17 protein-coding genes and 3 tRNA genes are annotated in these 19,730 nt (G+C 72.7%); 14 read left to right on the top strand and 6 right to left on the bottom strand.

Translation table 11 applies throughout. The features are described 5' to 3' along the window. Positions 1–219: 219 nt before the first annotated feature. From ACIBEF_RS12375 to arfB, 6 genes are all read left to right on the top strand, one after another. Positions 220–1,269: an AAA family ATPase gene (locus ACIBEF_RS12375; protein WP_396793493.1), complete on the top strand. Its 1,050-nt coding sequence runs from the start codon at positions 220–222 to the stop codon at positions 1,267–1,269. After that, positions 1,266–2,279 (top strand): DUF58 domain-containing protein, encoded by a 1,014-nt coding sequence (locus tag ACIBEF_RS12370; protein ID WP_396793492.1) that lies wholly within the window; start codon positions 1,266–1,268, stop codon positions 2,277–2,279. The genes ACIBEF_RS12375 and ACIBEF_RS12370 overlap by 4 nt, the downstream gene beginning before the upstream one ends. Beyond that, complete coding sequence (locus tag ACIBEF_RS12365; protein WP_355005293.1) at positions 2,276–3,235, top strand: VWA domain-containing protein; 960 nt, start codon at positions 2,276–2,278, stop codon at positions 3,233–3,235. The genes ACIBEF_RS12370 and ACIBEF_RS12365 overlap by 4 nt, the downstream gene beginning before the upstream one ends. Positions 3,236–3,273: 38 nt before the next feature. After that, positions 3,274–4,128, top strand: a complete 855-nt coding sequence (locus ACIBEF_RS12360; protein ID WP_396793491.1) for a S1C family serine protease — start codon at positions 3,274–3,276, stop codon at positions 4,126–4,128. 86 nt (positions 4,129–4,214) lie between these two features. Beyond that, the gene (locus ACIBEF_RS12355) at positions 4,215–4,511 is read left to right on the top strand and encodes a hypothetical protein (RefSeq protein WP_210786404.1); all 297 of its coding nucleotides are present in this window, start codon (positions 4,215–4,217) and stop codon (positions 4,509–4,511) included. Between the two features lie 34 nt (positions 4,512–4,545). After that, a complete protein-coding gene (arfB, locus tag ACIBEF_RS12350; RefSeq protein WP_210786405.1) occupies positions 4,546–4,971 on the top strand; it encodes an alternative ribosome rescue aminoacyl-tRNA hydrolase ArfB in 426 nt (141 codons plus the stop codon). 43 nt (positions 4,972–5,014) lie between these two features. Here arfB and ACIBEF_RS12345 read toward each other — a convergent pair whose 3' ends face one another. Together ACIBEF_RS12345 and ACIBEF_RS12340 are read right to left on the bottom strand one after the other, a co-directional pair. Then, positions 5,015–5,881 (bottom strand): 3-methyladenine DNA glycosylase, encoded by an 867-nt coding sequence (locus tag ACIBEF_RS12345; protein WP_396793490.1) that lies wholly within the window; start codon positions 5,879–5,881, stop codon positions 5,015–5,017. A 34-nt stretch (positions 5,882–5,915) separates the two neighbouring features. Beyond that, positions 5,916–7,373 (bottom strand): hypothetical protein, encoded by a 1,458-nt coding sequence (locus tag ACIBEF_RS12340; protein WP_396793489.1) that lies wholly within the window; start codon positions 7,371–7,373, stop codon positions 5,916–5,918. A 174-nt stretch (positions 7,374–7,547) separates the two neighbouring features. Here ACIBEF_RS12340 and ACIBEF_RS12335 point away from each other — a divergent pair, with 174 nt between their 5' ends. The 4 genes from ACIBEF_RS12335 (at position 7,548) to ACIBEF_RS12320 (ending at position 8,987) form a co-directional block, all read left to right on the top strand. After that, complete coding sequence (locus ACIBEF_RS12335; protein ID WP_396793488.1) at positions 7,548–8,351, top strand: fumarylacetoacetate hydrolase family protein; 804 nt, start codon at positions 7,548–7,550, stop codon at positions 8,349–8,351. A gap of 108 nt (positions 8,352–8,459) precedes the next feature. Further along, a tRNA-Gln gene (locus tag ACIBEF_RS12330) sits at positions 8,460–8,531 on the top strand. Between the two features lie 134 nt (positions 8,532–8,665). Continuing rightward, positions 8,666–8,738: transfer RNA gene (locus tag ACIBEF_RS12325), tRNA-Glu, on the top strand. Positions 8,739–8,914: 176 nt separating this feature from the next. Beyond that, a tRNA-Glu gene (locus tag ACIBEF_RS12320) sits at positions 8,915–8,987 on the top strand. 167 nt (positions 8,988–9,154) lie between these two features. Here the strand turns inward: ACIBEF_RS12320 and ACIBEF_RS12315 are convergent. Next, on the bottom strand, positions 9,155–9,841 hold the full coding sequence (locus ACIBEF_RS12315) for an IclR family transcriptional regulator (RefSeq protein ID WP_007456408.1): 687 nt from the start codon (positions 9,839–9,841) through the stop codon (positions 9,155–9,157). A gap of 49 nt (positions 9,842–9,890) precedes the next feature. On the opposite strand from ACIBEF_RS12315, the gene leuC reads away from it, so the two are divergent. The 4 genes from leuC (at position 9,891) to ACIBEF_RS12295 (ending at position 14,910) form a co-directional block, all read left to right on the top strand. After that, positions 9,891–11,336, top strand: coding sequence for a 3-isopropylmalate dehydratase large subunit (gene leuC / locus ACIBEF_RS12310; protein ID WP_396793487.1), 1,446 nt, complete (start codon positions 9,891–9,893; stop codon positions 11,334–11,336). Between the two features lie 14 nt (positions 11,337–11,350). Further along, positions 11,351–11,938: a 3-isopropylmalate dehydratase small subunit gene (leuD, locus tag ACIBEF_RS12305; RefSeq protein WP_091393128.1), complete on the top strand. Its 588-nt coding sequence runs from the start codon at positions 11,351–11,353 to the stop codon at positions 11,936–11,938. A 172-nt stretch (positions 11,939–12,110) separates the two neighbouring features. Further along, entirely contained in the window at positions 12,111–12,794 is a 684-nt protein-coding gene (locus ACIBEF_RS12300; protein ID WP_396793486.1) for an HU family DNA-binding protein, read from the top strand. 163 nt (positions 12,795–12,957) lie between these two features. Beyond that, the gene (locus tag ACIBEF_RS12295; protein WP_396793485.1) at positions 12,958–14,910 is read left to right on the top strand and encodes an endonuclease/exonuclease/phosphatase family protein; all 1,953 of its coding nucleotides are present in this window, start codon (positions 12,958–12,960) and stop codon (positions 14,908–14,910) included. A 12-nt stretch (positions 14,911–14,922) separates the two neighbouring features. Here the strand turns inward: ACIBEF_RS12295 and ACIBEF_RS12290 are convergent, their stop codons facing one another. Genes ACIBEF_RS12290 through ACIBEF_RS12280 form a run of 3 tightly spaced genes read right to left on the bottom strand, consistent with a single transcriptional unit; the run spans position 14,923 to position 19,697 of the window. Further along, positions 14,923–15,801 carry an NUDIX domain-containing protein gene (locus ACIBEF_RS12290; protein ID WP_396793484.1) on the bottom strand — a complete coding sequence of 293 codons (879 nt, stop codon included), beginning with the start codon at positions 15,799–15,801 and terminating at the stop codon, positions 14,923–14,925. Further along, positions 15,789–17,309 (bottom strand): CHAD domain-containing protein, encoded by a 1,521-nt coding sequence (locus tag ACIBEF_RS12285; RefSeq protein ID WP_396793483.1) that lies wholly within the window; start codon positions 17,307–17,309, stop codon positions 15,789–15,791. The genes ACIBEF_RS12290 and ACIBEF_RS12285 overlap by 13 nt, the downstream gene beginning before the upstream one ends. 24 nt (positions 17,310–17,333) lie before the next feature. Then, the gene (locus ACIBEF_RS12280; RefSeq protein WP_396793482.1) at positions 17,334–19,697 is read right to left on the bottom strand and encodes an RNA degradosome polyphosphate kinase; all 2,364 of its coding nucleotides are present in this window, start codon (positions 19,695–19,697) and stop codon (positions 17,334–17,336) included. Positions 19,698–19,730 lie beyond the last annotated feature (33 nt).

Raw genomic sequence — 19,730 nt, 5'->3', positions numbered from 1 at the left:
CGCCGCCGCCGCGAGATCGGCGGTCGGCGAGGGCCGTCCTCGACCGGTTCGTCCCCGGTCGGGCACCCGGCGGTCGGTCGCCTGCCGGTTGGGCGCCCCTCGGCAGGCTCGCGACGGTCGTCACCCTTACGCGCGGCTCATCCCCATTCCGGCCACTCCGGGCCGGTCCGGCCCGCACAATCCCACGTTTGCCGGGCGTGTGCCCGGGAAGCAAGCACCGTGACGGACATCTCGGACACCCTGGCCAGCATGCCCAGCCCGGTCGATCCGGAGCCGACCGGCATCGAGCTGGAACAGACCCTCTTCGAGGTCAAACGCGTGATCGTCGGGCAGGATCGCCTCGTCGAACGCCTGCTCACCGCCCTGGTCGCCAACGGACACTGCCTCCTGGAGGGGGTACCCGGCGTGGCCAAGACACTGGCCGCGCAGACCCTCGCGACGGTGGTCGGCGGCACCTTCTCCCGGATCCAGTTCACCCCGGACCTGGTGCCCTCCGACATCGTCGGCACCCGGATCTACCGGGCGTCGAAGGAGACCTTCGACATCGAGCTGGGCCCGATCATGGCCAACCTGGTGCTGGCCGACGAGATCAACCGGGCTCCGGCCAAGGTCCAGTCGGCGCTGCTGGAGGCGATGGCCGAACGGCAGGTCTCCATCGGCGGGCGCAGCTGGCCGGTGCCGGAGCCGTTCCTGGTGTTGGCCACCCAGAACCCGATCGAGTCCGAGGGGGTCTACCAGCTCCCGGAGGCGCAGCGTGACCGGTTCCTGATGAAGGTGGTTGTCGACTACCCCAGCGACGCCGACGAGCTGGCCATTCTCTACCGGATGAGCACCGACCGGCCGACCCCGCGCCAGGTGCTCGACGCCCAACGCCTGCGGGACCTCCAGATCCACGCCGAGCGGGTCTTCGTCCACCACGCGTTGGCCGAGTACGTGGTGCGGCTGATCCTCGCCACCCGCGACCCGGGCCGGTTCGGGCTACCGGAGATCGCCCCGCTGTTGGCGTACGGGGCCAGCCCTCGGGCAACCCTGGGCCTGGTCGCGGCGGCCCGGGCGCAGGCCCTGCTGCGCGGGCGGGAGTACGTGCTGCCCGAGGACATCCGCGAGCTGGCCGTCGACGTCCTCGCCCACCGACTGGTGCTCTCCTTCGACGCGGTGGCCGACGGGGTGACGGCCGAGAGCGTGGTGCGACGGCTCATCGAGGCGGTACCGCCGCCCCGGCTGGCCACCGGACACCCGCTGCAGGCACCGGATCTGGCGGCGGCATGAGACGCGCCACCGTCGCGCCAGCCGACCCCGGCCTGGCCGAGCTGGCCCCGGACCAGCGCCTGCGTCGCCTGGAGCTGACCGTCACGCGACGGCTCAACGGCCTGTTGCACGGCCAGTACCGTGGTCTGCTGCCCGGTCCCGGCAGTGAACCCTCCGGCAGTCGCGAATACCGGCCGGGCGAGGACGAGGTGCGCCGGATGGACTGGGCGGTGACCGCCCGGACCGCCGTGCCGCACGTCCGGCAGGTCGACGCCGACCGGGAGCTGACCACCTGGCTGCTCGTCGACGGCAGCGCCAGCATGGAGTTCGGCACCGCCGAACTGGACAAGCGGGAACTGGCGGTAGCTGCCGTCGCTGCGGTCGGTCTCCTGACCGCGGGCGTCGGCAACCGCCTCGGCGCACAGGTGCTGCGCGCCGACGGGGTACGCCGCTTCCCGGCCCGCAGCGGGCGTACCCATCTGCTTTCCCTGCTCCGCGCGCTGCTCGCCGCCCCCCGGGCCACCGCGCCCACCGACCGGCCGGGGCGTGGGTCGGCGACCCGACCGCCCGACCTGGCGGACGGCCTCGACGCGCTGCACCGGATCGCCAACCGGCGTGGGCTGGTCGTGGTGGTCTCCGACTTCCTCGACGGCCTGCCCGACGACCCGGGCGAGACAGCGCCCTGGGAGCGGACCATGCGAAGACTGGCCGTCCGGCACCAGGTGCTGGCGATCGAGGTGACCGACCCGCGTGAGCTCGAACTACCGGACGTCGGCCTGATCACGCTCGTCGACCCGGAGACCGGTCGGCACCGTGAGGTGTGCACATCGGACCGTGGGCTGCGCGAGCGGTACGCCGAGGCCGCCGCCGCCCAGCGCGAACAGGTCCACCAGGCGCTGCGCCGCAGCGGGGCCACTCACCTGTCGCTGCGCACCGACGGCGACTGGAGCGCCGACATCGTCCGGCACGTGCACGCCCAGCGTCGGCTGGCCGCCGCGCCGGTCGGGCGGCCCCGGGGAGGTGCCGCGTGATCTGGCAGTCGCCGCTGCGCCTCTGGCTGCTGCTCGGCGTGCTCGCCCTGGTCGTCGCGTACCTGGTGCTACAGCGGCGACGCAGCCGGTACGCGGTCCGCTTCACCAACCTGCGGCTGCTGGACCGGGTTGCGCCGCAGCGGCCCGCCTGGCGTCGGCACGTACCGGCCGGGCTCTTCCTGGCCATGCTCGCGCTGCTCGTGGTCGGCTTCGCCCGCCCGAGCGCCGAGGTCCGGGTGCCCCGGGAACGGGCCACCGTGATGGTGGCGGTGGACGTCTCCACGTCGATGCTCGCCACCGACGTCGAACCGGACCGGCTGGCCGCGGCGAAGGAAGCCGCCCGGCGATTCGTCGATGGCCTGCCCGACGAGTTCAACGTCGGTCTCGTCGCGTTCGCCGGCAGTGCCGCCGTGCTGGTGCCCCCGAGCACCGACCGGGACGCCCTCGACGAGGGGATCGACCGGCTCGCCGAGGGCATCACCGGCGTTCAGGGCACCGCGATCGGCGAGGCCATCAACACCTCACTCGGCGCGGTCAAGAGCCTCGACAGCGAGGCTGCGAAGGAGACCCCACCCGCCCGGGTCATCCTGCTCTCCGACGGCGCCAACACCTCCGGGATGGACCCCATGGAGGCGGCGGCGGAGGCGGTGAAGGCGGAGGTGCCGGTGCACTCCATCTCGTTCGGCACCCCGTCCGGGTTCGTCGACCGAGGTGGACGGCCCATCCAGGTGCCGGTGGACGGACAGACCCTCAAGGCGGTCGCCGAGGAGACCGGCGGCATGTTCCACGAGGCCAGCACCACCGACGAGCTGCGTGCCGTCTACGACGACATCGGCAGTTCGGTCGGCTACCGCACGGAGCGGCAGGACATCTCGGCCCGCTTCATCGGCCTCGGACTGGTGTTCGCGATGGGCGCTGCCGCCGGCTCGATGCGCTGGTTCTCCCGGCTGCCCTGACCCGCACGCACAACCGACGTCGACAGTGAGGAGTGCGCATGGCAGTGCAGACCGGACTGGGCGAACCGCGCGGTCCCTGGTTCATCTCACCGGAACTCGACCCGGACGGGCGCGGGTGGTGGGACGCGCCCGAGCGCGACCCGGGCGGGCGACGGCCCGGGCGGCTGTTCACCGTGTTGGCCGTGGTGGCGGTCTCGGCCGTCTCCGGTGCTCTCGCCGGCGGCGTGGTGGCCAGTCGGGACGGTGCTGGTGGCCCGGCTGCGGCGTCCGCCGCCCCGGTGCCGGCCGAGCTGGTCACCGCGGCCGAGCGGACCGTACCCGGGGTGGTGTCGGTGCTGGCCGGCGGCGCGACCAGCGGATCCGCGACCGGCTCCGGCTTCGCCGTGGACGACCAGCAGCACCTGATCACCAACGACCACATCCTGGCCAAGGGGGGTGGCGGACCGGTGACCGTCGAGCTGCCCGACGGCCGCCGGTTCGCCGCCCAGGTGGTTGGACGGGAGCCGCGCAGCGACCTGGCGGTGCTGAAGGTGCCGGCATCGGCCGGTCTCACTCCGCTGCCCCTGGCCAAGCCCGGCGCGACCCGGGTCGGTGAGCCGGTGCTCGCGGTCGGTTCACCGCTCGGTCTGGCGGGGACGGTCACCGCGGGCATCGTCAGCGCGCTCGACCGGGAGGTGCGGCTCGGCAACAACCGGCACACCGCGGTGCAGACCGACGCGTCGATCAACCCCGGCAACTCCGGTGGGCCACTGGTCAACGCGCGCGGGGAAGTGGTCGGGGTGAACACCGCGATCGCCACCATCGATGGAAACGGCTCGATCGGTATCGGGTTCGCGATTCCGATCGACCAGGTGCAGCAGACCGCCGACACGATCATCGGCAAGGGCGGCTGAGCTGCGCGAACACCCTGACGGTGCCAGCACTGTCGGATATCCGGCCGGACGGCATCGGACAATGGAAGGTATGGATACTGGCTGAGGTGGAGCGTCCTCTTCTCACGGTCCTCCTGCTGGTGGGCCTGGTCATCGGATGTGCAGTGGGGTCGGCGTACGCCCGGGCGCGGCGCGGGTGGAACGATTACCAGACCGTCAAGAAATCGGTGCCAGGCGCCCGCCGCGGCGCCTGGTCACTGATCCGCGGCGTCGTCGTCAAGGCCGCGGTCATCGGGGTGCTGCTCTTCGGCGCGGTGGCGTACGCGGCCGTCGGCTCCGACGAGGAGACCGCCGGGCCGGCGCCCAGCCAGTCCCCGACGCAGAGTGAGCCTCCGCACCGATGACCCCCGACAGGTCGTCGCGGGTTAGCCTCGGGGCGTGGACGACGGACTGCGGGTGACCGACCGGTGGGTCGTCCCCGCCGGGGAGCTGCGGGAGCGCTTCTCCCGCTCGTCGGGGCCGGGCGGGCAGGGCGTGAACACCGCGGACTCCCGGGTCGAGCTGAGCTACGACGTGGCCAACTCGCCGGCTGTGCCCGAGTGGCTGCGGCCGCGGGCGCTGGCCCGGCTGGCCAACCGCCTCGTCGACGGGGTGCTGACGATCGCCGCCAGCGAGCACCGGGCCCAGCTGGCCAACCGGGAGGCGGCCCGGGCCCGGATGACAGCTCTGCTGCGGGAGGCCGCCGCGCCCCCACCGCCGACCCGCCGAGCCACCCGGCCGTCCCGTGGGGCCAAGGAACGCCGACTGGCCGAGAAGAAGCGCCAGTCCCAACGCAAACGGGACCGCCGCGCCGACGACGACTAGGCCGGGTCCCAGCGCAACCGTGACAGCGCCGCGCTGCCGACGACTAGGCCGGGACGGCGGCGAGCAGCCGGTCGCGCAGTACCGCGGCACGCTCGGCGAAGCCGCGCTGCGCCGCCGCGTACTCCGCCCGGCCGTCCGGAGTCTCCACCCGCACCGGCGGGTAGCCGAGGGCCGCCAGGTCGTACGGGCTGGCCCGCATGTCCAGCGTGCGGATGTCCCGGGCCAGGTCGAACGCGTCAGCCACCAGCTCCGAGGTGACCAACGGCGACAACTTGTACGCCCACTTGTACAGATCCATGTTGGCGTGCAGGCAGCCCGGCTGCTCGTGCGCGTGCTGTGTCTCCCGGGTGGGGGTGAGCAGGTTCAGCGGACGGGCCGGCGGGGTGAAGAACCGGAACGCGTCGAAGTGGCTGCACCGCACGCCCCGCTCCTCGACGACCTCGGCGGTGCGTTCCGCGCTGAGCCGCAGCGGCCAGGCGTTGTGCCGCAACTCCTCCCGGGTCTGCCGGTAGACCATCGCCCACTCGTGCATCCCGAAGCAGCCGAAGTGCGGCGCCCGTTCCCGCGTCGCCTCCAGCAGGGAGCGGATCCAGGCGATCGACTCGCCGCGCCGCGCGCGTACCCCCTCGGTGTCGAGGGTCACCCCGGCGGTGCCGGCGCGGTAGTCGCGGCCGAACTCGGCCGGGTCGGCGTCCCGCAGCTCGACCCCGGGCCCCGGATGCCAGCGCCGTAGCTGGGCCGGGCGGTGCGAGTAGTAGGTGAACAGGAAGTCGGCCACCGGATGCCGCTCACCGCGTCGTCGCCGGGCCAGGTGCGGAGTCAGCCAGACGTCCACCCGCTCCTCGTGGGCCCGTCGGCGGGCCTGCCACTGGGCCGCGTCGAGCACGGCGGGGGCGAGGGCGGCGGTCACGCACCCCAGGGTACGACCGCCGCCCGCGCACCGGTCAGGGCATCTGCACCCGGACGCCTGCGGAGAACACCCCGCTGCGCAGCTCCAGCTGCTGGGGAGGGTCCTGCCCGTCGACGGTGAAGACCAGCGGGAGCACCATCCGGGTGCCTGCCGCCATCGGGTCGGCGAAGACGTCCCGACCCAGGTTCGCCGTCCGGGTCGCCGACTCGTCGGTGCTCACCCAGCGCCCACCGGGCAGGTACGCCCGTTGCAGCTCGCTGTGCCAGGGCTGGTGGTCGCCGGTGACGTTGCGCACTCCGACGGTGGCCTCGCAGCGTCGCCCGTTGGCCGGTGCGGCACCGCCGCCGTCGGTCTTCCCGGCGGTGCCGGGCGCGCCGCAGGTCATCCGGTACACGGTGAACTCGAACGCCGACTCACGCAGCGGCACTCCCATGGCCCCGGCGACCCCGGTGCCCACCCACGCACCGCTGGTGGGCTGCTTCTGCGTGTCGATCGCCGCGACCTGCCGGGTCGCCGTCCAGCCCGCGGTGCCGACCACGCCGGCGAGCACCACCACGGCGGCACCCACCAACATCCAGACCGGCGGGGTACGCCGACGTCGCACCGGACTCGGGGCCGCCGGCCGGGGATAGACCGTCCCGCGGCCACCCTCGGCGCCGCCACCGGTGGAGAGCGCGGCAGCCGTCACCCGACGCCCGCGCCGACGTCGCCACACCCAGACCAGGGCGGCGCTGATCAGCAGCAGGACCGCCAGTCCGGCGAGCAGCACCGGGTAGCGGCGCCACGGTGGTGCCTCGCTCACCTCGGCCGCCGGTGCCGCTGCCGCCTGCCAGGTGGCCGTGGCGCAGTCGTACGGCCGGCTGCCGTCACTGGTGAACGCGCAGGTCGGCGCGGTCAGCGGCCGGCCCGGCGCGGTCGCCGCGAGCGCGGTGCCCAGGGTGGTGGTGCTGTGCGCGGGCAGCCGAAGCCGCCAGGTCACCTCGGTGGCCGATCCGCCGGCCGAGCTGGATCGGCCACCACCGCTGATCGCGGTCGTCGACGAGCCGGGCGGCAGTTCCTGACGCACAGTGGTCTCCAGCGGAGAGTTGCTCACGTTGCGCACCTGGATCCGGTACCTCGGTGCCGGGCTGCTCTCCGTCGCGACCGCCACGGTGACCTGTTGCGGGGGTGCCGAAGCCGGTGCCCGGGTCGGTGGTGCCATCGCCGGTGGCGCCGAGGGCGGGGTGGGCTCGGTCACCCGCGCGACCATCGCGACCGGCGGCCGGGTTCCCACTGGTGCTGGTGTGGCGGCCGTTGGTGGTGGTGTGGCGGCCGGTGGTGCGACGGCCGTTGGTTGTGGCGTGGCCGCCGTTGGTTGTGGCGTGGCCGCCGGTGGTCGTGGCGTGGCCGCCGCCTCCGGGGCCGCCGTCGGCAGGGCCGGCACGGCGGCGAGGATGCCGAGGCAGTGCACGAACACTGCGAGGGCTCTGTGGTGTCGTGTCGATGCAGGCATACGAACGAACCTCCGGAGCCGACGCTAGGGGCCAGCCGCCTCCGTGCGGGTACGAAGTCGAGAAGTCCGCCCCGGTCACCTCCCGCTCCGGTAGGGTGCCGCGCGCTGACGGGTTGAGCACACCCGACCGCCTGTCCTGGCCGTTCGGGGTGCCGGCGGCGCTAGATTGGCCGGGTGCGTATCGCTCGTTTCGCCCATGCCAAGGGAATGTCGTTCGGTGCCGTCGAAGGCGAAGCGGAGGCCGGGCCGCAGGGCCTGACCATCGCCGAGATCGAGGGCCACCCGTTCGGCAATCTCTCCTTCAGTGGGGCCCGCTGGGCCCTCTCCGACGTTCGGCTGCTCTCGCCGATCCTGCCCAGCAAGGTGGTCTGTGTCGGCCGCAACTACGCCGACCACGCCGCCGAGCTCGGCAACGAGGTGCCCAAGGAGCCGCTGCTCTTCCTCAAGCCGTCCACCTCGGTGATCGGCCCCCGGGACGCCATCCGGCTGCCGATCTTCTCCAAGCAGGTCGAGCACGAGGCGGAGCTGGCCGTCGTGATCGGGGCGCCGGGCGCGCGCCGCGCCGACCGCGCCGCCGCCGAACGCGCCATCTTCGGCTACACCTGCGCCAACGACGTCACCGCTCGGGACCTCCAGCGGTCGGACGGGCAGTGGACCCGGGCCAAGGGCTTCGACTCGTTCTGCCCGATCGGTCCGTGGATCACCACCGGGCTGGACGTGTCCGACCTGGAGATCCGGTGTGAGGTCGGTCGCAACCCGAAGGAGATGGAGGTACGCCAACTCGGCCGGACGAAGGACATGGTCTTCGACGTGCCCGGCCTGGTGTCGTACATCTCGCACGTCATGACTCTGCTGCCTGGCGACGTCGTTCTCACCGGCACTCCAGCCGGGGTTAGCCCGCTTGTCGAGGGGGATACGGTCACCGTGCGGATCGACGGCATCGGCGAGCTCACCAACCCGGTGGTTCCCGTCGCCTGATCCGTCTGATGCCCCTGTTTCCGCAGCTCACGGGTGGTTCGGGGGGATCGGATTTGGCCTGCCGGCACCGGGAGGGTAAAGTTCACTCCCGGCGCCGCAAGGGGCCAATGGGGTATGGGGTAATTGGCAGCCCGACTGATTCTGGTTCAGTTAGTCTAGGTTCGAGTCCTGGTACCCCAGCGCTGCTGGAATTCGCGAGAATCTCCAGACGCTGGATTCTGACGGAGTTCGACTCCGCCCCTTCGGGGGCGGAGGGTGGTCTTCGGTAGAGTGCAGCTCCTCCGCCGCTACGGTGGGGGAGCAAAAGTTGTTCTGGCCCCGTCGTCTAGCGGCCCAGGACGCCGCCCTCTCAAGGCGGTAGCGCCGGTTCGAATCCGGTCGGGGCTACAGCGTGCACAGCCCGTCTCACCTCGTGAGGCGGGCTGTTTCGTGTCCGCCAGCCGGTGCCCCGTCCGGCGCGCCACCGGGCCTTCGGGTGACGGCGCACCCCGCGCTCGCGCCCGGGTACGGTGCCGCTAGACTACATTCGCACCGCCCGCGAGGGTGGTGAACGGAAAAGTTCTGGCCCCGTCGTCTAGTGGCCCAGGACGCCGCCCTCTCAAGGCGGTAGCGCCGGTTCGAATCCGGTCGGGGCTACAACCAAAGGCTCATCTCGCCCAGCGAGATGAGCCTTTCCCCGTCCCACCCCCACCCCCACCCCACCCCGCTCCCGTTGATCATGGGGTTAGCGGGGCGGACACGCCGAGCGGTCGAGGCCAACCTCATGATCACCGGGGACCGGGGGCGGGGGTGGGGGGTGGGGGTTAGAGGCCGGATAGGCGTTGGCCGGCTCTCACCACTGCCATGGCGTGGCGTTCGCCGGGGCGGCGGCCCAGGCGCTCGATCGGGCCGGAGATGCTGACCGAGGCGATGACCCGGCCGGTGCGGTCGCGGATCGGGGCGGACACGCTCGCCACACCGGCCTCCCGCTCGGCGACGCTCTGCGCCCAGCCGCGACGGCGTACCTCGGCGAGGGTGCGGCCGGTGAACTTGCTGCGCGGCAGCAGCGGCATGACCGCCTCCGGCGGCTCCCAAGCGAGCAGGATCTGGGCCGCTGAGCCGGCCGTCATCGGCAGCACCGAGCCGACCGGAACCGTGTCCCGTAGACCGCTGGCGCGTTCCGCCGCCGCCACGCAGATCCGCTCGTCGGCGCGGCGCAGGTAGAGCTGCGCGCTCTCCCCGGTGGCGTCGCGCAGCGCGGCCAGCAGCGGCTCGGCGGCGGTCAGCAGAACGTCCGGTGCGGCGTTTGCCAGCTCGCCCAGGCGGGGGCCGGGCCGCCATCTGCCCTGGGTGTCACGCACCAGCATTCGGTGGATCTCCAGGGCCTGGGCCAGGCGATGTGCTGTGGCCCGGGGCAGCTTGGTGCGTTCGACGAGTTCGGCCAGGCTGGCGCCGTCCACGCAGGCGGCCAGGATGACCACCGCCTTGTCGAGAACGCCGACACCGCTCATACTGTGTCCCACAAGCCGAAACTTACCTCCCAGAATTTAGGATGTCCAGATGGTGGGAGTCACTCCTGAGCCGAGGACCCTGGCCGAGAAGGTCTGGGACACGCACGTCGTACGGTCCGCCGCTGGTGAGCCGGACCTGCTCTTCATCGACCTGCACCTGCTGCACGAGGTGACCAGCCCGCAGGCCTTCGACGGGCTGCGGCTCGCCGGGCGCCGGGTGCGTCGTACCGACCTGACCCTCGCGACCGAGGACCACAACACCCCGACCGGGTACGACGACCCGGCGTTCCGCCTCCGCCGTGGTGACCTGCTCACCATCGCGGACCCCACGTCGCGTACGCAGATCGAGACGTTGCGCCGCAACTGCGCCGAGTTCGGGGTGCGGCTGCACCCGCTCGGCGACGACAACCAGGGCATCGTGCACGTGATCGGCCCGCAGCTCGGTGTCACCCAGCCGGGCATGACGATCGTCTGTGGCGATTCGCACACCGCCACCCACGGCGCCTTCGGAGCGCTCGCCTTCGGCATCGGCACCAGCGAGGTGGAGCACGTGCTGGCCACCCAGACGCTGCCGCAGAGCCGGCCGAAGACGATGGCCGTGAACGTGACCGGCCGGCTCGCGCCAGGCGTGACCGCCAAGGACCTGGTGCTCGCGCTGATCACGCAGGTCGGCACCGGTGGAGGTCGCGGGCACATCGTCGAGTACCGCGGCGAGGCGATCCGCGCCCTCTCCATGGAGGGGCGAATGACCATCGCCAACATGTCCATCGAGTGGGGCGCCAAGGCCGGCATGATCGCGCCGGACGAGACCACCTTCGCGTACCTCAAGGGTCGACCGAACGCGCCACAGGGTGCGGACTGGGACGCGGCGGTGGCGTGGTGGCGGACGCTGCCCACCGACGAGGGCGCGCGCTTCGACGCCGAAGTGACCCTGGACGCCAGCCAGATCACCCCGTTCGTCACCTGGGGCACCAACCCGGGGCAGGGCGCGCCGCTGAGCGCGCCGGTGCCGGACCCGGAGGAGTTCGTCACCGACTCGGAGCGTGCCGCCGCACGCCGCGCCCTGGAATACATGGACCTGCGCCCCGGCACCCCGCTTCGGGAGCTGCCGATCGACGTGGTGTTCGTGGGGTCCTGCACCAACGGTCGCCTGGAGGACCTACGGGCCGCCGCCGACGTGCTGCGTGGCCACCGGGTCGCCGACGGCGTCCGGATGCTCGTGGTGCCCGGCTCCGCCGCGGTGCGCGAGGCCGCCGAGGCCGAGGGCCTGGACAAGGTCTTCGCCGACGCCGGGGCGGAGTGGCGGTTCGCCGGCTGCTCCATGTGTCTGGGGATGAACCCCGACACGCTGAAGCCGGGCGAGCGCTCCGCCTCCACCTCGAACCGCAACTTCGAGGGCCGTCAGGGCCGGGGCGGGCGCACCCACCTGGTCTCCCCGCCGGTGGCCGCCGCCACCGCCGTGGTCGGCCGGCTGGCCGCCCCCGCCGACCTGTAGAAGGGACCGACGAGATGGACAAGTTCACCACCCACACCGGCACCGCCGTGCCGCTGCGCCGGTCCAACGTGGACACGGATCAGATCATCCCCGCCGTGTACCTCAAGCGGGTGACCCGGACGGGCTTCGCCGACGGGCTGTTCAGCGCCTGGCGGGAAGATCCGGCATTCGTGCTCAACGATGAAAACTATTCCGGGGCGTCGATCCTCATCGCCGGTCCGGAGTTCGGCACGGGGTCCTCCCGGGAACACGCCGTCTGGGCGCTACGGGACTGGGGCTTCCGTGCCGTGGTGGCCCCGCGCTTCGGTGACATCTTCCGCGGCAACGCCCTCAAGGAAGGGCTGTTGCCGGTCGAGTTGGAATTGAAAGCCGTCGAAGAGTTGTGGGACCTGGTCGAAGCGGATCCCACCACTGCGGTGACGGTCGACCTGACCGCCCGCCAGCTCCGGGCGGGGGACGCCAGCTGGTCGTTCCCGCTCGACGACTTCAGCCGTTGGCGCCTCCTGGAGGGCCTCGACGACATTGGACTCACCCTTCGCCACGCCGCCGACATCGACTCCTACGAGGCGCGCCGACTGCCCTTCCTGCCCTCCGTGGCATAGCCGTTAGGCCGCCCGCGCAGCGGATTTCGCCCCCATCGGTCCATCCGGTGGGGGTGAATCCGTTACGACACAAGGGCTTTTTTCTACCGAATGTTTGTGTCCCGGCAGCACAGGGCATACCGTGCGCGCAGAATGGCTCGCGACGAGTCAGTTGCACAATCGGGAGGAAGTCGTGAACAAGGCCGAGCTCATCGAGGCGCTCGCCGTTCGCCTGGGGGACCGGAAGATGGCGACGGCCGCGCTCGACGCGGTCCTCACCGAGGTCCAGGCGGCGGTCACCAAGGGCGAGAAGGTGGCGATCACCGGATTCGGAGCATTCGAAAAGCGTGTGCGTGGCGCGCGAACAGCGCGCAACCCGCGTACCGGCGAGGCGGTGAAGGTCAAGAAGACGTCAGTCCCGACCTTCCGCCCCGGCGCCGGGTTCAAGGAGATGGTGGCCAGCGGCAAGGTGCCGAAGGCCGCGGCGGCGACGAAGAAGACCGCCACCAGCACCGCCACGGCCAAGGCGGCGGGCACGAAGGCGACCGCCACCAAGGCGGCCACCGCCAAGGCGGCGGGCACCAAGGCGACCACGGCGAAGGCGGCCAGCAAGAAGACCGCCCCGGCCAAGGCGACCAAGACCGCCACGGCGACCAAGACGGTCGCCAGCAAGAAGACCGCCCCGGCCAAGGCGAGCAAGACCACCACGGCGACCAAGACGGCCGCCAGCAAGAAGACCACCGCGGCGAAGAAGACCACCGCCGCGACCCGGTCGACCGCGGCGAAGAAGACCACCGCGGCGGCGAGCAAGAGCACGGCGGCCAAGAAGGCGCCGGCGAAGAAGGCTCCGGCCAAGAAGGCGGCCAGCAAGCGCTGACCGACAGGTACCGCGAGGGCGTCCACCAGTGGGTGGGCGCCCTTTCGGCGTACCAGGACGACTTTTTCGGCGTACGGGGACCGTTGACCGGGTTGGCTCGCTCGCGCAGAATCGCCGTGCCGGCCACCCCTGGGCCGGCCCGTCGACGGGAAATGGGGCGCCGGTGCGCTACCGACAGCTCACCACCGGCACGCTCGCGCTGGGCGTGCTCCTCCTCATCGACGTGCTGCGGGTCTGGCTGCCCGGCATCATCACCATCTTCGGTCAGGCGGCGTCCACCCCGGCCGAGCTGATGGGGGCGTTCGCCCTCGGCTGGTTCGTGCTAGCGATGGGCGCACCCGCCGTGGTCCGCCGGGTCGGAGCCCGCCCGGTCACTGTCGTCGCCGCCGTCGCGCTCGCCGTCGCCCGGCTCGCGCTCACCGCCGCTCCTGGCGGGCGTACGCAACTTTGGTTGGCCACCGCCGGTCTGGTCGCCGGGTTGGTCTGGCTGGTCGGCGTCGCGGCCGACACCGACCGCCCGGTCCCGGGGCTGGCGTTGGGGTTCGCTGTCAACGCGGCCCTGCACGCGGTGCTGGACACCGTCGACCTGGTCTGGCGGGGTGACTGGGTGGCCTGGCTGCTCAGTGCCGTCGCGGTGGCGGTGTTCCTGGTCGGCGCGGCGCAACCCGGCCAGCGCGGCGGTGCGGGTAACGCCCTCACCGGCCCCGTTGACACCCCTGTCGGCCCCGCTGACGCCGCTGCGGGCCCTGGTGGTGGCCGGGCCTGGCTGGTGGCCGGGCCGGCGCTTCTGCTGGCCGGGATGGTGGCGCTCTCCCCGGCGCTGGCCCGAACCGGAATGTCGTACCTGGTCGCTGGAGACGGGGTGGCTCGTTCGCCGCTGTTCGGCCTGGCGCCGGTGCCGGTGGCGGTCGCCGCGTTCCTCTGCGCCGCGTTGACCCGGCCGCCGAGTGGGTGGGGCCGCGCGTACGGCCCGGTGGCGCTGCTCGGCGGCGCGGTGCTGTTCGCCCTCGGCCGGGGCGACCTGCTCCTGCCGGCCGTCCTCCTCGCCGCGGTCGGCCTCGGTGCCTGCCTCGCGCTGACCGACGACACCGGGCAGCCCGCCGCCGACACCGCGAGCGCTGGCACCAGCGCCGCCCGGCGGGGGTACGCGGTCGCCACCGGGATGCTCGTCTTCGCGCTGGGGGCGGTCGGTTACTACTCGGCCTACGACCTCGGCTACCCGAACGCGGCGGTGCCGGTGGTGGTGGCTGTGCTGATCGCCGCGGTGGCGTTCACCGCCCGCCCCGTCGTCGACCGGCTGCCCGGGCCGTTCCCGCCGCTCCGGGCCGCCGCCGCGGTCACCGCGCTGGCCCTGCTGGCACCGGTGCTCGCCGACGAGGTGCCGGTGGCCAGCAACCGGGACGGCCCACCGGAACGGTTGACCGTGGTGGCGTACAACATCCGGATGGGGTTCGGGCTGGACGGCCGGTTCGACCTGGCCGGTCTCGCCGAGGTGGTCGAGCGGCAACGGCCCGACGTGGTGCTGCTCAGCGAGGTGGACCGGGCGTGGCTGCTCAACGGCGGGCACGACACCCTGGACCTGCTGGCCGACCGGCTCGGCATGCCGTACGTCTTCGGGCCGGCCGCCGACCCGGTCTGGGGCGACGCGGTGCTCAGCCGTTGGCCGGTGGACGATCCGCGGACCCTGCCACTGGCCGCCGTCGGCGCGCCCACCGGCGCGCAGGCCCTCGCCGTCACGCTCGACCTCAGCGACGGTGTCCGTACCGCCGTTGTCAGCACCCACCTGCAACCGCCGCCCGGCAAGGGCCCGGTGGTCCAGGCCCGCGCGGTCGCCGACTTCGCCACCCGGTACGCGGCCGGTCGGCCGTTGGTGGTGGCCGGTGACCTGAACACCGAACCGGGCGACGAGGCGTTCGTGGAGTTCACCAAGGCCGGCCTGGTCGACGCGTTGGCCGCCGCCCGACCACTGGCGACCAGCCCGGCGGACGACCCGCGCCAGCAGATCGACCACATCTTCGTCTCGCCCGGCCTGACTCCCGGTGATCCGGTCGCGCCGCGCAGCACCGCCAGCGACCACCTGCCGGTCGCGGTGACCCTGACCCTGCCGCCCCGCTGAGGAAGGCTGGCCCTACAGGCGATCGGCGGCCAACAGCCGGTCGGCGGCGAAGGCGAGCAGCCAACCGCCGCCCTTCGGCGTGGTGAAGTCCTCATCGGTGCGGCCGGTCAGTCGCTCCAGGGCGCCCGGCAGCACCTTGCCCTGACTGCACACCGCCGACTGCCCACCGGTGCCGGCCAACTCCAGCAGCCGGGCGGCGGTGTGCAGGACCTGCTCGTCGCCCAGCTGGCCGGGTTGCGGCTCGTCCAGGTCGCCACAGACCTCGATCGGCAGATCGAGCAACGCGGCGACCGGATCGAGTGTCTGCACGCACCGCCGCGGCGACGCCGACACCAGCCGGGCCGGCCGGATCAGGGCGATCAGCCCGGCCAGCGTGCTCGCCTGGGCCCACCCCTCGGCATCCAGGGGTCGCCCGACGTCCGGACCGGACCAGGTGGCCCGTTTACCGGCGTGCGCGTGCCGGACCAGCGCGACAGTCGCTGTCACCGACGGCAGCGCGGCGAACGCCGCCAACACCTCGGCGTCGTGCGGGTAGCTGACCAACCGGATCGCGTCGTCCACCGCGAGCCAGCGGATGTCGTCCACCTCGGTGTCGGGTTGGAAACCGCCGCTGGCCACCGCGAGCATCGACCAGTAGTCGACGAGCTTGGGTTGCCCCTCGCTGCGGTAGCGCACCGACGGCAGCCGCACCTGCGGCACGCCCCGCACGTCGGCCTCCTCGGCCACCTCACGGACCGCCGCGGCCATCGCGTGCTCGCCCGGCTCCAGCTTGCCCTTCGGCAGCGTCCAGTCGCCGTAACGGGGACGGTGCACCACGCAGACGCGTACGCCGTCGTCGGTCGGCCGCCAGGCCACCCCGCCCGCTGCCCGGATGCCCGTCACGGCAGCCAACTGGTGCGCCGTCGCCGGGTGGCCCGGTGCCAGGCAGCCGGGAGAAGACCCCGCGTCCGGCGTACCGACTGGCGTTCCCGCTCGGCCAGCCGCCCGGCGGTGACGGCCAGCTCGTGGTCGCCCGGTCGCTCGGCGGCGATCTCCAACCAGGTGTCCGCCGCCACCGCCGCGTCCTGGTGCTCGCCGAGCACGTCCTGCACCTGGGCGAGTGCGCGGGACAGCCGCCGTGCGCCCTTGCCGACCGTCGAGGCCACCGCGTTGACCGCGTACCGGGTCTGCTTGCCCTCCTTGCGGACGGCGTGCCAGCGGTCGTCCGGCGACCGCGCGTCGAGCCCGCCGACGCCGTCCGGCCCGGTCAAGCGCCGCCAGGGACGGGCCACCAGCGCGGGTAGCGCCTGCGCGGCGGGCGCTGCCGCCCCTCGGGTGAACCGGGGCGCGCGGGCGGCCAGCACCAGTGAGTCCACCAGGGCCAGGTAGCGCGCGGAACGCAGCATCTCGTCGATGGCGGTGAGCGCCTGCCGCTGCCGTTCGGCGAGCACCTCGTCGAGCCGGTCCACAGCGCCCCGGTCCAGCGGGCTCAGCGGGTCGGCGTCGGCGGTACGGCGCAGCCGCGCCCGCAGCACCTCGGCGTCGCGGGCCGCGCCGAGCACCTCGGCCAGCCAGCGCAGCTCGGTGCGCAGCGGGCGGGACCAGGTCTTTCGCAGCAACGGTTTGAAGGTGCGCAGGTCACTGCGCAGGCGTCGGCAGGCCACCCGCATCTGATGCACAGCGGTGTCGCCACCGGCGGCCGGGGCACGCAGCCGGACCAGCGGGTCGTGCGCCAACAGCCGACGGATCTCCTTGCGGAGCGACTCGGTCACCACGTCACCGGCGTTCGGCTCGACGGTCAGCCCGGCCGGCGCGACCAGATCCGGATCGGCCTGCGCCGTCGCGCCCAGCGCCCGCACGTGCTTCGGCGTGAACGACCCGCCCCGGGCGCCGGCCTCGCGCAGCACCCCGCCGACCCGGTCGAGCAGCTTCCGGTCGCCGGCCTTCAGCTCCACCTCCACCTCGCGGAAGGTGTCGGTGGTGGTGCCGGAGTCGTCGAGCACTGTCACCCGGTCGTCCACCACCTCGACGAGGACGGTGCCGTCCCGGTCACACACCTCGTACGCGTGCCGCACCGTGCGGACCACCGTTACCGGGGCCAGCGGCGCACCCCGGTGCAGGACGGTGACCAACTCCACCAGCTCCGGCGGCGGCTGCCCCTTCGCCCCGGGGCGGGAGATCTCGTGCCGGACGCCCGGGGTCCCGGTCGGCAGTTTCACCGTCCAGGGCAGCTCGTCACCCTTGCGGTGGCGCAGCGAGGCACCGGCCCGGGCCAGCCGCAGGTCGACGGTGTCGAGGTAGCGGGCGACAAGCGTCACCGGTGGCAGCGCCCGGACCCGGCCGCCCGCCGGGGCCGTGCCGGCCAGGTCCGGCAGCACGTAGGCGTCGTCCACCTCGTACTTCTGCTCTTCCTCGACCATCAGCTCAGCCTATGCGCTGCGCGGTCAGCTGGCCGTGCCACCGACGCGGCGCAGCAGCAGTTCCTGCAGATGGGCCCGGGCCGCGTTGTCATCGCCGGTACGCCGGGTCCAGGTGCCGTCGCCGGCCAGCTCGAACGCGTCCACGTCGGGGCTCATCGCGGCGGTCAGCACGTGGTCCAGTTCGGCGCGGGCGATCGGGTCGCTCACCTGCACCAGCGCCTCCACCCGCCGGTCCAGGTTGCGGTGCATGAGGTCGGCCGAGCCCATCCAGAACTCGGCCTCACCGTTGTTGCCGAACCGGAAGACCCGGGAGTGTTCCAGGAACCGGCCGAGGATCGAGCGGACCCGGATGTTCTCCGACAGCCCGGGCACCCCGGGGCGCAGCGTGCACATGCCCCGGATGAGCAGGTCGACGTGGACGCCGGCCTGGGAGGCGCGGTACAGCGCGTCGGTGATCCCCTCGTCGACCAGGGAGTTGACCTTGAACTGGACCAGGCCGGGCATGCCCAGGCGGACGTGCGAGATCTCCCGCTCGATCCGCTCGATGAGGCCGCTGCGGATGCCCTGCGGTGCCACCAGCAACCGCCGGTAGGCGGTCTGCCGGCTGTACCCGGTGAGCACGTTGAACAGGTCGGTGAGGTCGGCGCCGATCTCCGGGTCGGCGGTGAGCATGCCGAAGTCCTCGTACAGTCGGGCCGTCTTCGGGTGGTAGTTGCCGGTGCCGATGTGGCAGTAGCGCCGGATCTGGTTGCCCTCCTGCCGGACCACCAGCGCGGTCTTGCAGTGCGTCTTCAAGCCGACCAGGCCGTAGACGACGTGGCAGCCGGCGCGTTCCAGCGTGCGGGCCCAGCCGATGTTCGCCACCTCGTCGAAGCGGGCCTTCACCTCCACCAGCACCACCACCTGCTTGCCGGCGGCGGCCGCGTCGACGAGCGCGTCGACGATCGGCGAGTCCCCGCTGGTCCGGTAGAGGGTCTGCTTGATGGCCAGCACGTTCGGGTCGGCGGCGGCCTGCTCGATGAAGCGCTGCACGCTGGTGGCGAACGAGTGGTACGGGTGGTGCACCAGGATGTCCCCGTCGCGCAGGGTGGAGAAGACGCTGCGCGGCACCTCGCCCTCGGCGAGCCGGGGATGGGTTGCCGGCACGAACGGCGGGTCCTTCAGGTCCGGCCGGTCCGCCTCCCCGTAGACCTGCCACAGCGCCGACAGGTCCAGCAGGCCGGGCACCCGGAGCACGTCCTGGTCGTCCATGTCCAACTCGCGGACGAGCAGCTCCAACATGTGGTCGGAGATGGACGCGGCGACCTCCAGCCGGACCGGGGGACCGAACCGCCGTCGGGCCAGCTCCCGCTCCAGGGCCTGGAGCAGATCCTCGTCGCGGTCCTCGTCGACCTCCACCTCGGCGTTGCGGGTGACCCGGAACAGGTGGCACTCGACCACCTGCATGCCGCTGAACAGCTGCCCCAGGTGCACCGAGATGAGGTCCTCCACCGGCAACATCCGGACGCCCGGCTGGTCCCGGTCCACCCGGACGAAACGGGGGACGTTGTTGGGCACCTTCACCCGGGCGAACAGCTCCGAACCGCCGTCGGGGTCACGGACCGCCACCGCCAGGTTCAGCGACCGCCCCGAGATGTACGGGAACGGGTGCGCCGGGTCCACCGCGAGCGGGGTCAGTACCGGAAAGATGTGCTCCCGGAAGTAGGTGCGCAGCCGCTCCCGCTCGCCGTCGCCCAGATCGCCCCAGCGCAGGATGCGGATGCCCTCGTCGGCCAGCTTGGGCAGCACGTCGTCGACGAAGCAGGCGGCGTGCCGGGCGCCCAGCGCGGCGGTCCGCTCGGCGATCAGCTCCAACTGCGTACGCAGGGGCAGCCGGTCCCCGCCGCGCACCGGTAGGCCGGCGGAGAGCCGCCGCTTCAGACCAGCGATGCGCACCATGTAGAACTCGTCGAGATTGCTGGCGAAGATGGCCAGGAACTTGGCCCGCTCCAGCAGCGGGGTGCGCTGGTCCTCGGCCAGGGTGAGTACCCGGGCGTTGAAGTCGAGCCAGGACAGCTCCCGGTTGAGGAACCGGTCCTCGGGCAGCGGTGGGGGCGCTGCGGCCTCGTCGTCGTCCTCGGGCGCGGTACGGGTCGGGAGGTCGTCGGGCAGGACCTGGTGGACGCCACCGGCGGTGGGGCCGTCCGCTTCGATCTTCGGGGCGGGGTCGATGACCTCGTCCAGCCCGGAGGAGGCGGCTCCGGGATCGTCGGCGAGCGTGTCGGCGCGGGCGGCACCGGCACGTTCGGCGCGGGACGGGCGGAAGCGCCCATCGGTGCCGCGCGTGCGGGAGCCGTTGCGGAGGTCGGTGGCGGGCGGGCGGGCCGGTTGCTCGCGAGGGGTGCTCACCCGCTCATAATCACCCGATTACGGTAAACGCAA

The sequence above is a fragment of the Micromonospora sp. NPDC050795 genome (assembly GCF_044456785.1).
Lineage (GTDB): Bacteria > Actinomycetota > Actinomycetes > Mycobacteriales > Micromonosporaceae > Micromonospora.
This window is presented reverse-complemented; position numbering and strand designations above follow the sequence as displayed.

Coding starts and splice junctions, on each gene's coding strand:
- ACIBEF_RS12340 (WP_396793489.1), bottom strand. CDS start 7,373: ATGCCTGCATCGACACGACACCACAGAGCCCTCGCAGTGTTCGTGCAC.
- ACIBEF_RS12370 (WP_396793492.1), top strand. CDS start 1,266: ATGAGACGCGCCACCGTCGCGCCAGCCGACCCCGGCCTGGCCGAGCTG.
- ACIBEF_RS12360 (WP_396793491.1), top strand. CDS start 3,274: ATGGCAGTGCAGACCGGACTGGGCGAACCGCGCGGTCCCTGGTTCATC.
- ACIBEF_RS12315 (WP_007456408.1), bottom strand. CDS start 9,841: ATGAGCGGTGTCGGCGTTCTCGACAAGGCGGTGGTCATCCTGGCCGCC.
- ACIBEF_RS12285 (WP_396793483.1), bottom strand. CDS start 17,309: ATGGTCGAGGAAGAGCAGAAGTACGAGGTGGACGACGCCTACGTGCTG.
- leuC (WP_396793487.1), top strand. CDS start 9,891: ATGGTGGGAGTCACTCCTGAGCCGAGGACCCTGGCCGAGAAGGTCTGG.
- leuD (WP_091393128.1), top strand. CDS start 11,351: ATGGACAAGTTCACCACCCACACCGGCACCGCCGTGCCGCTGCGCCGG.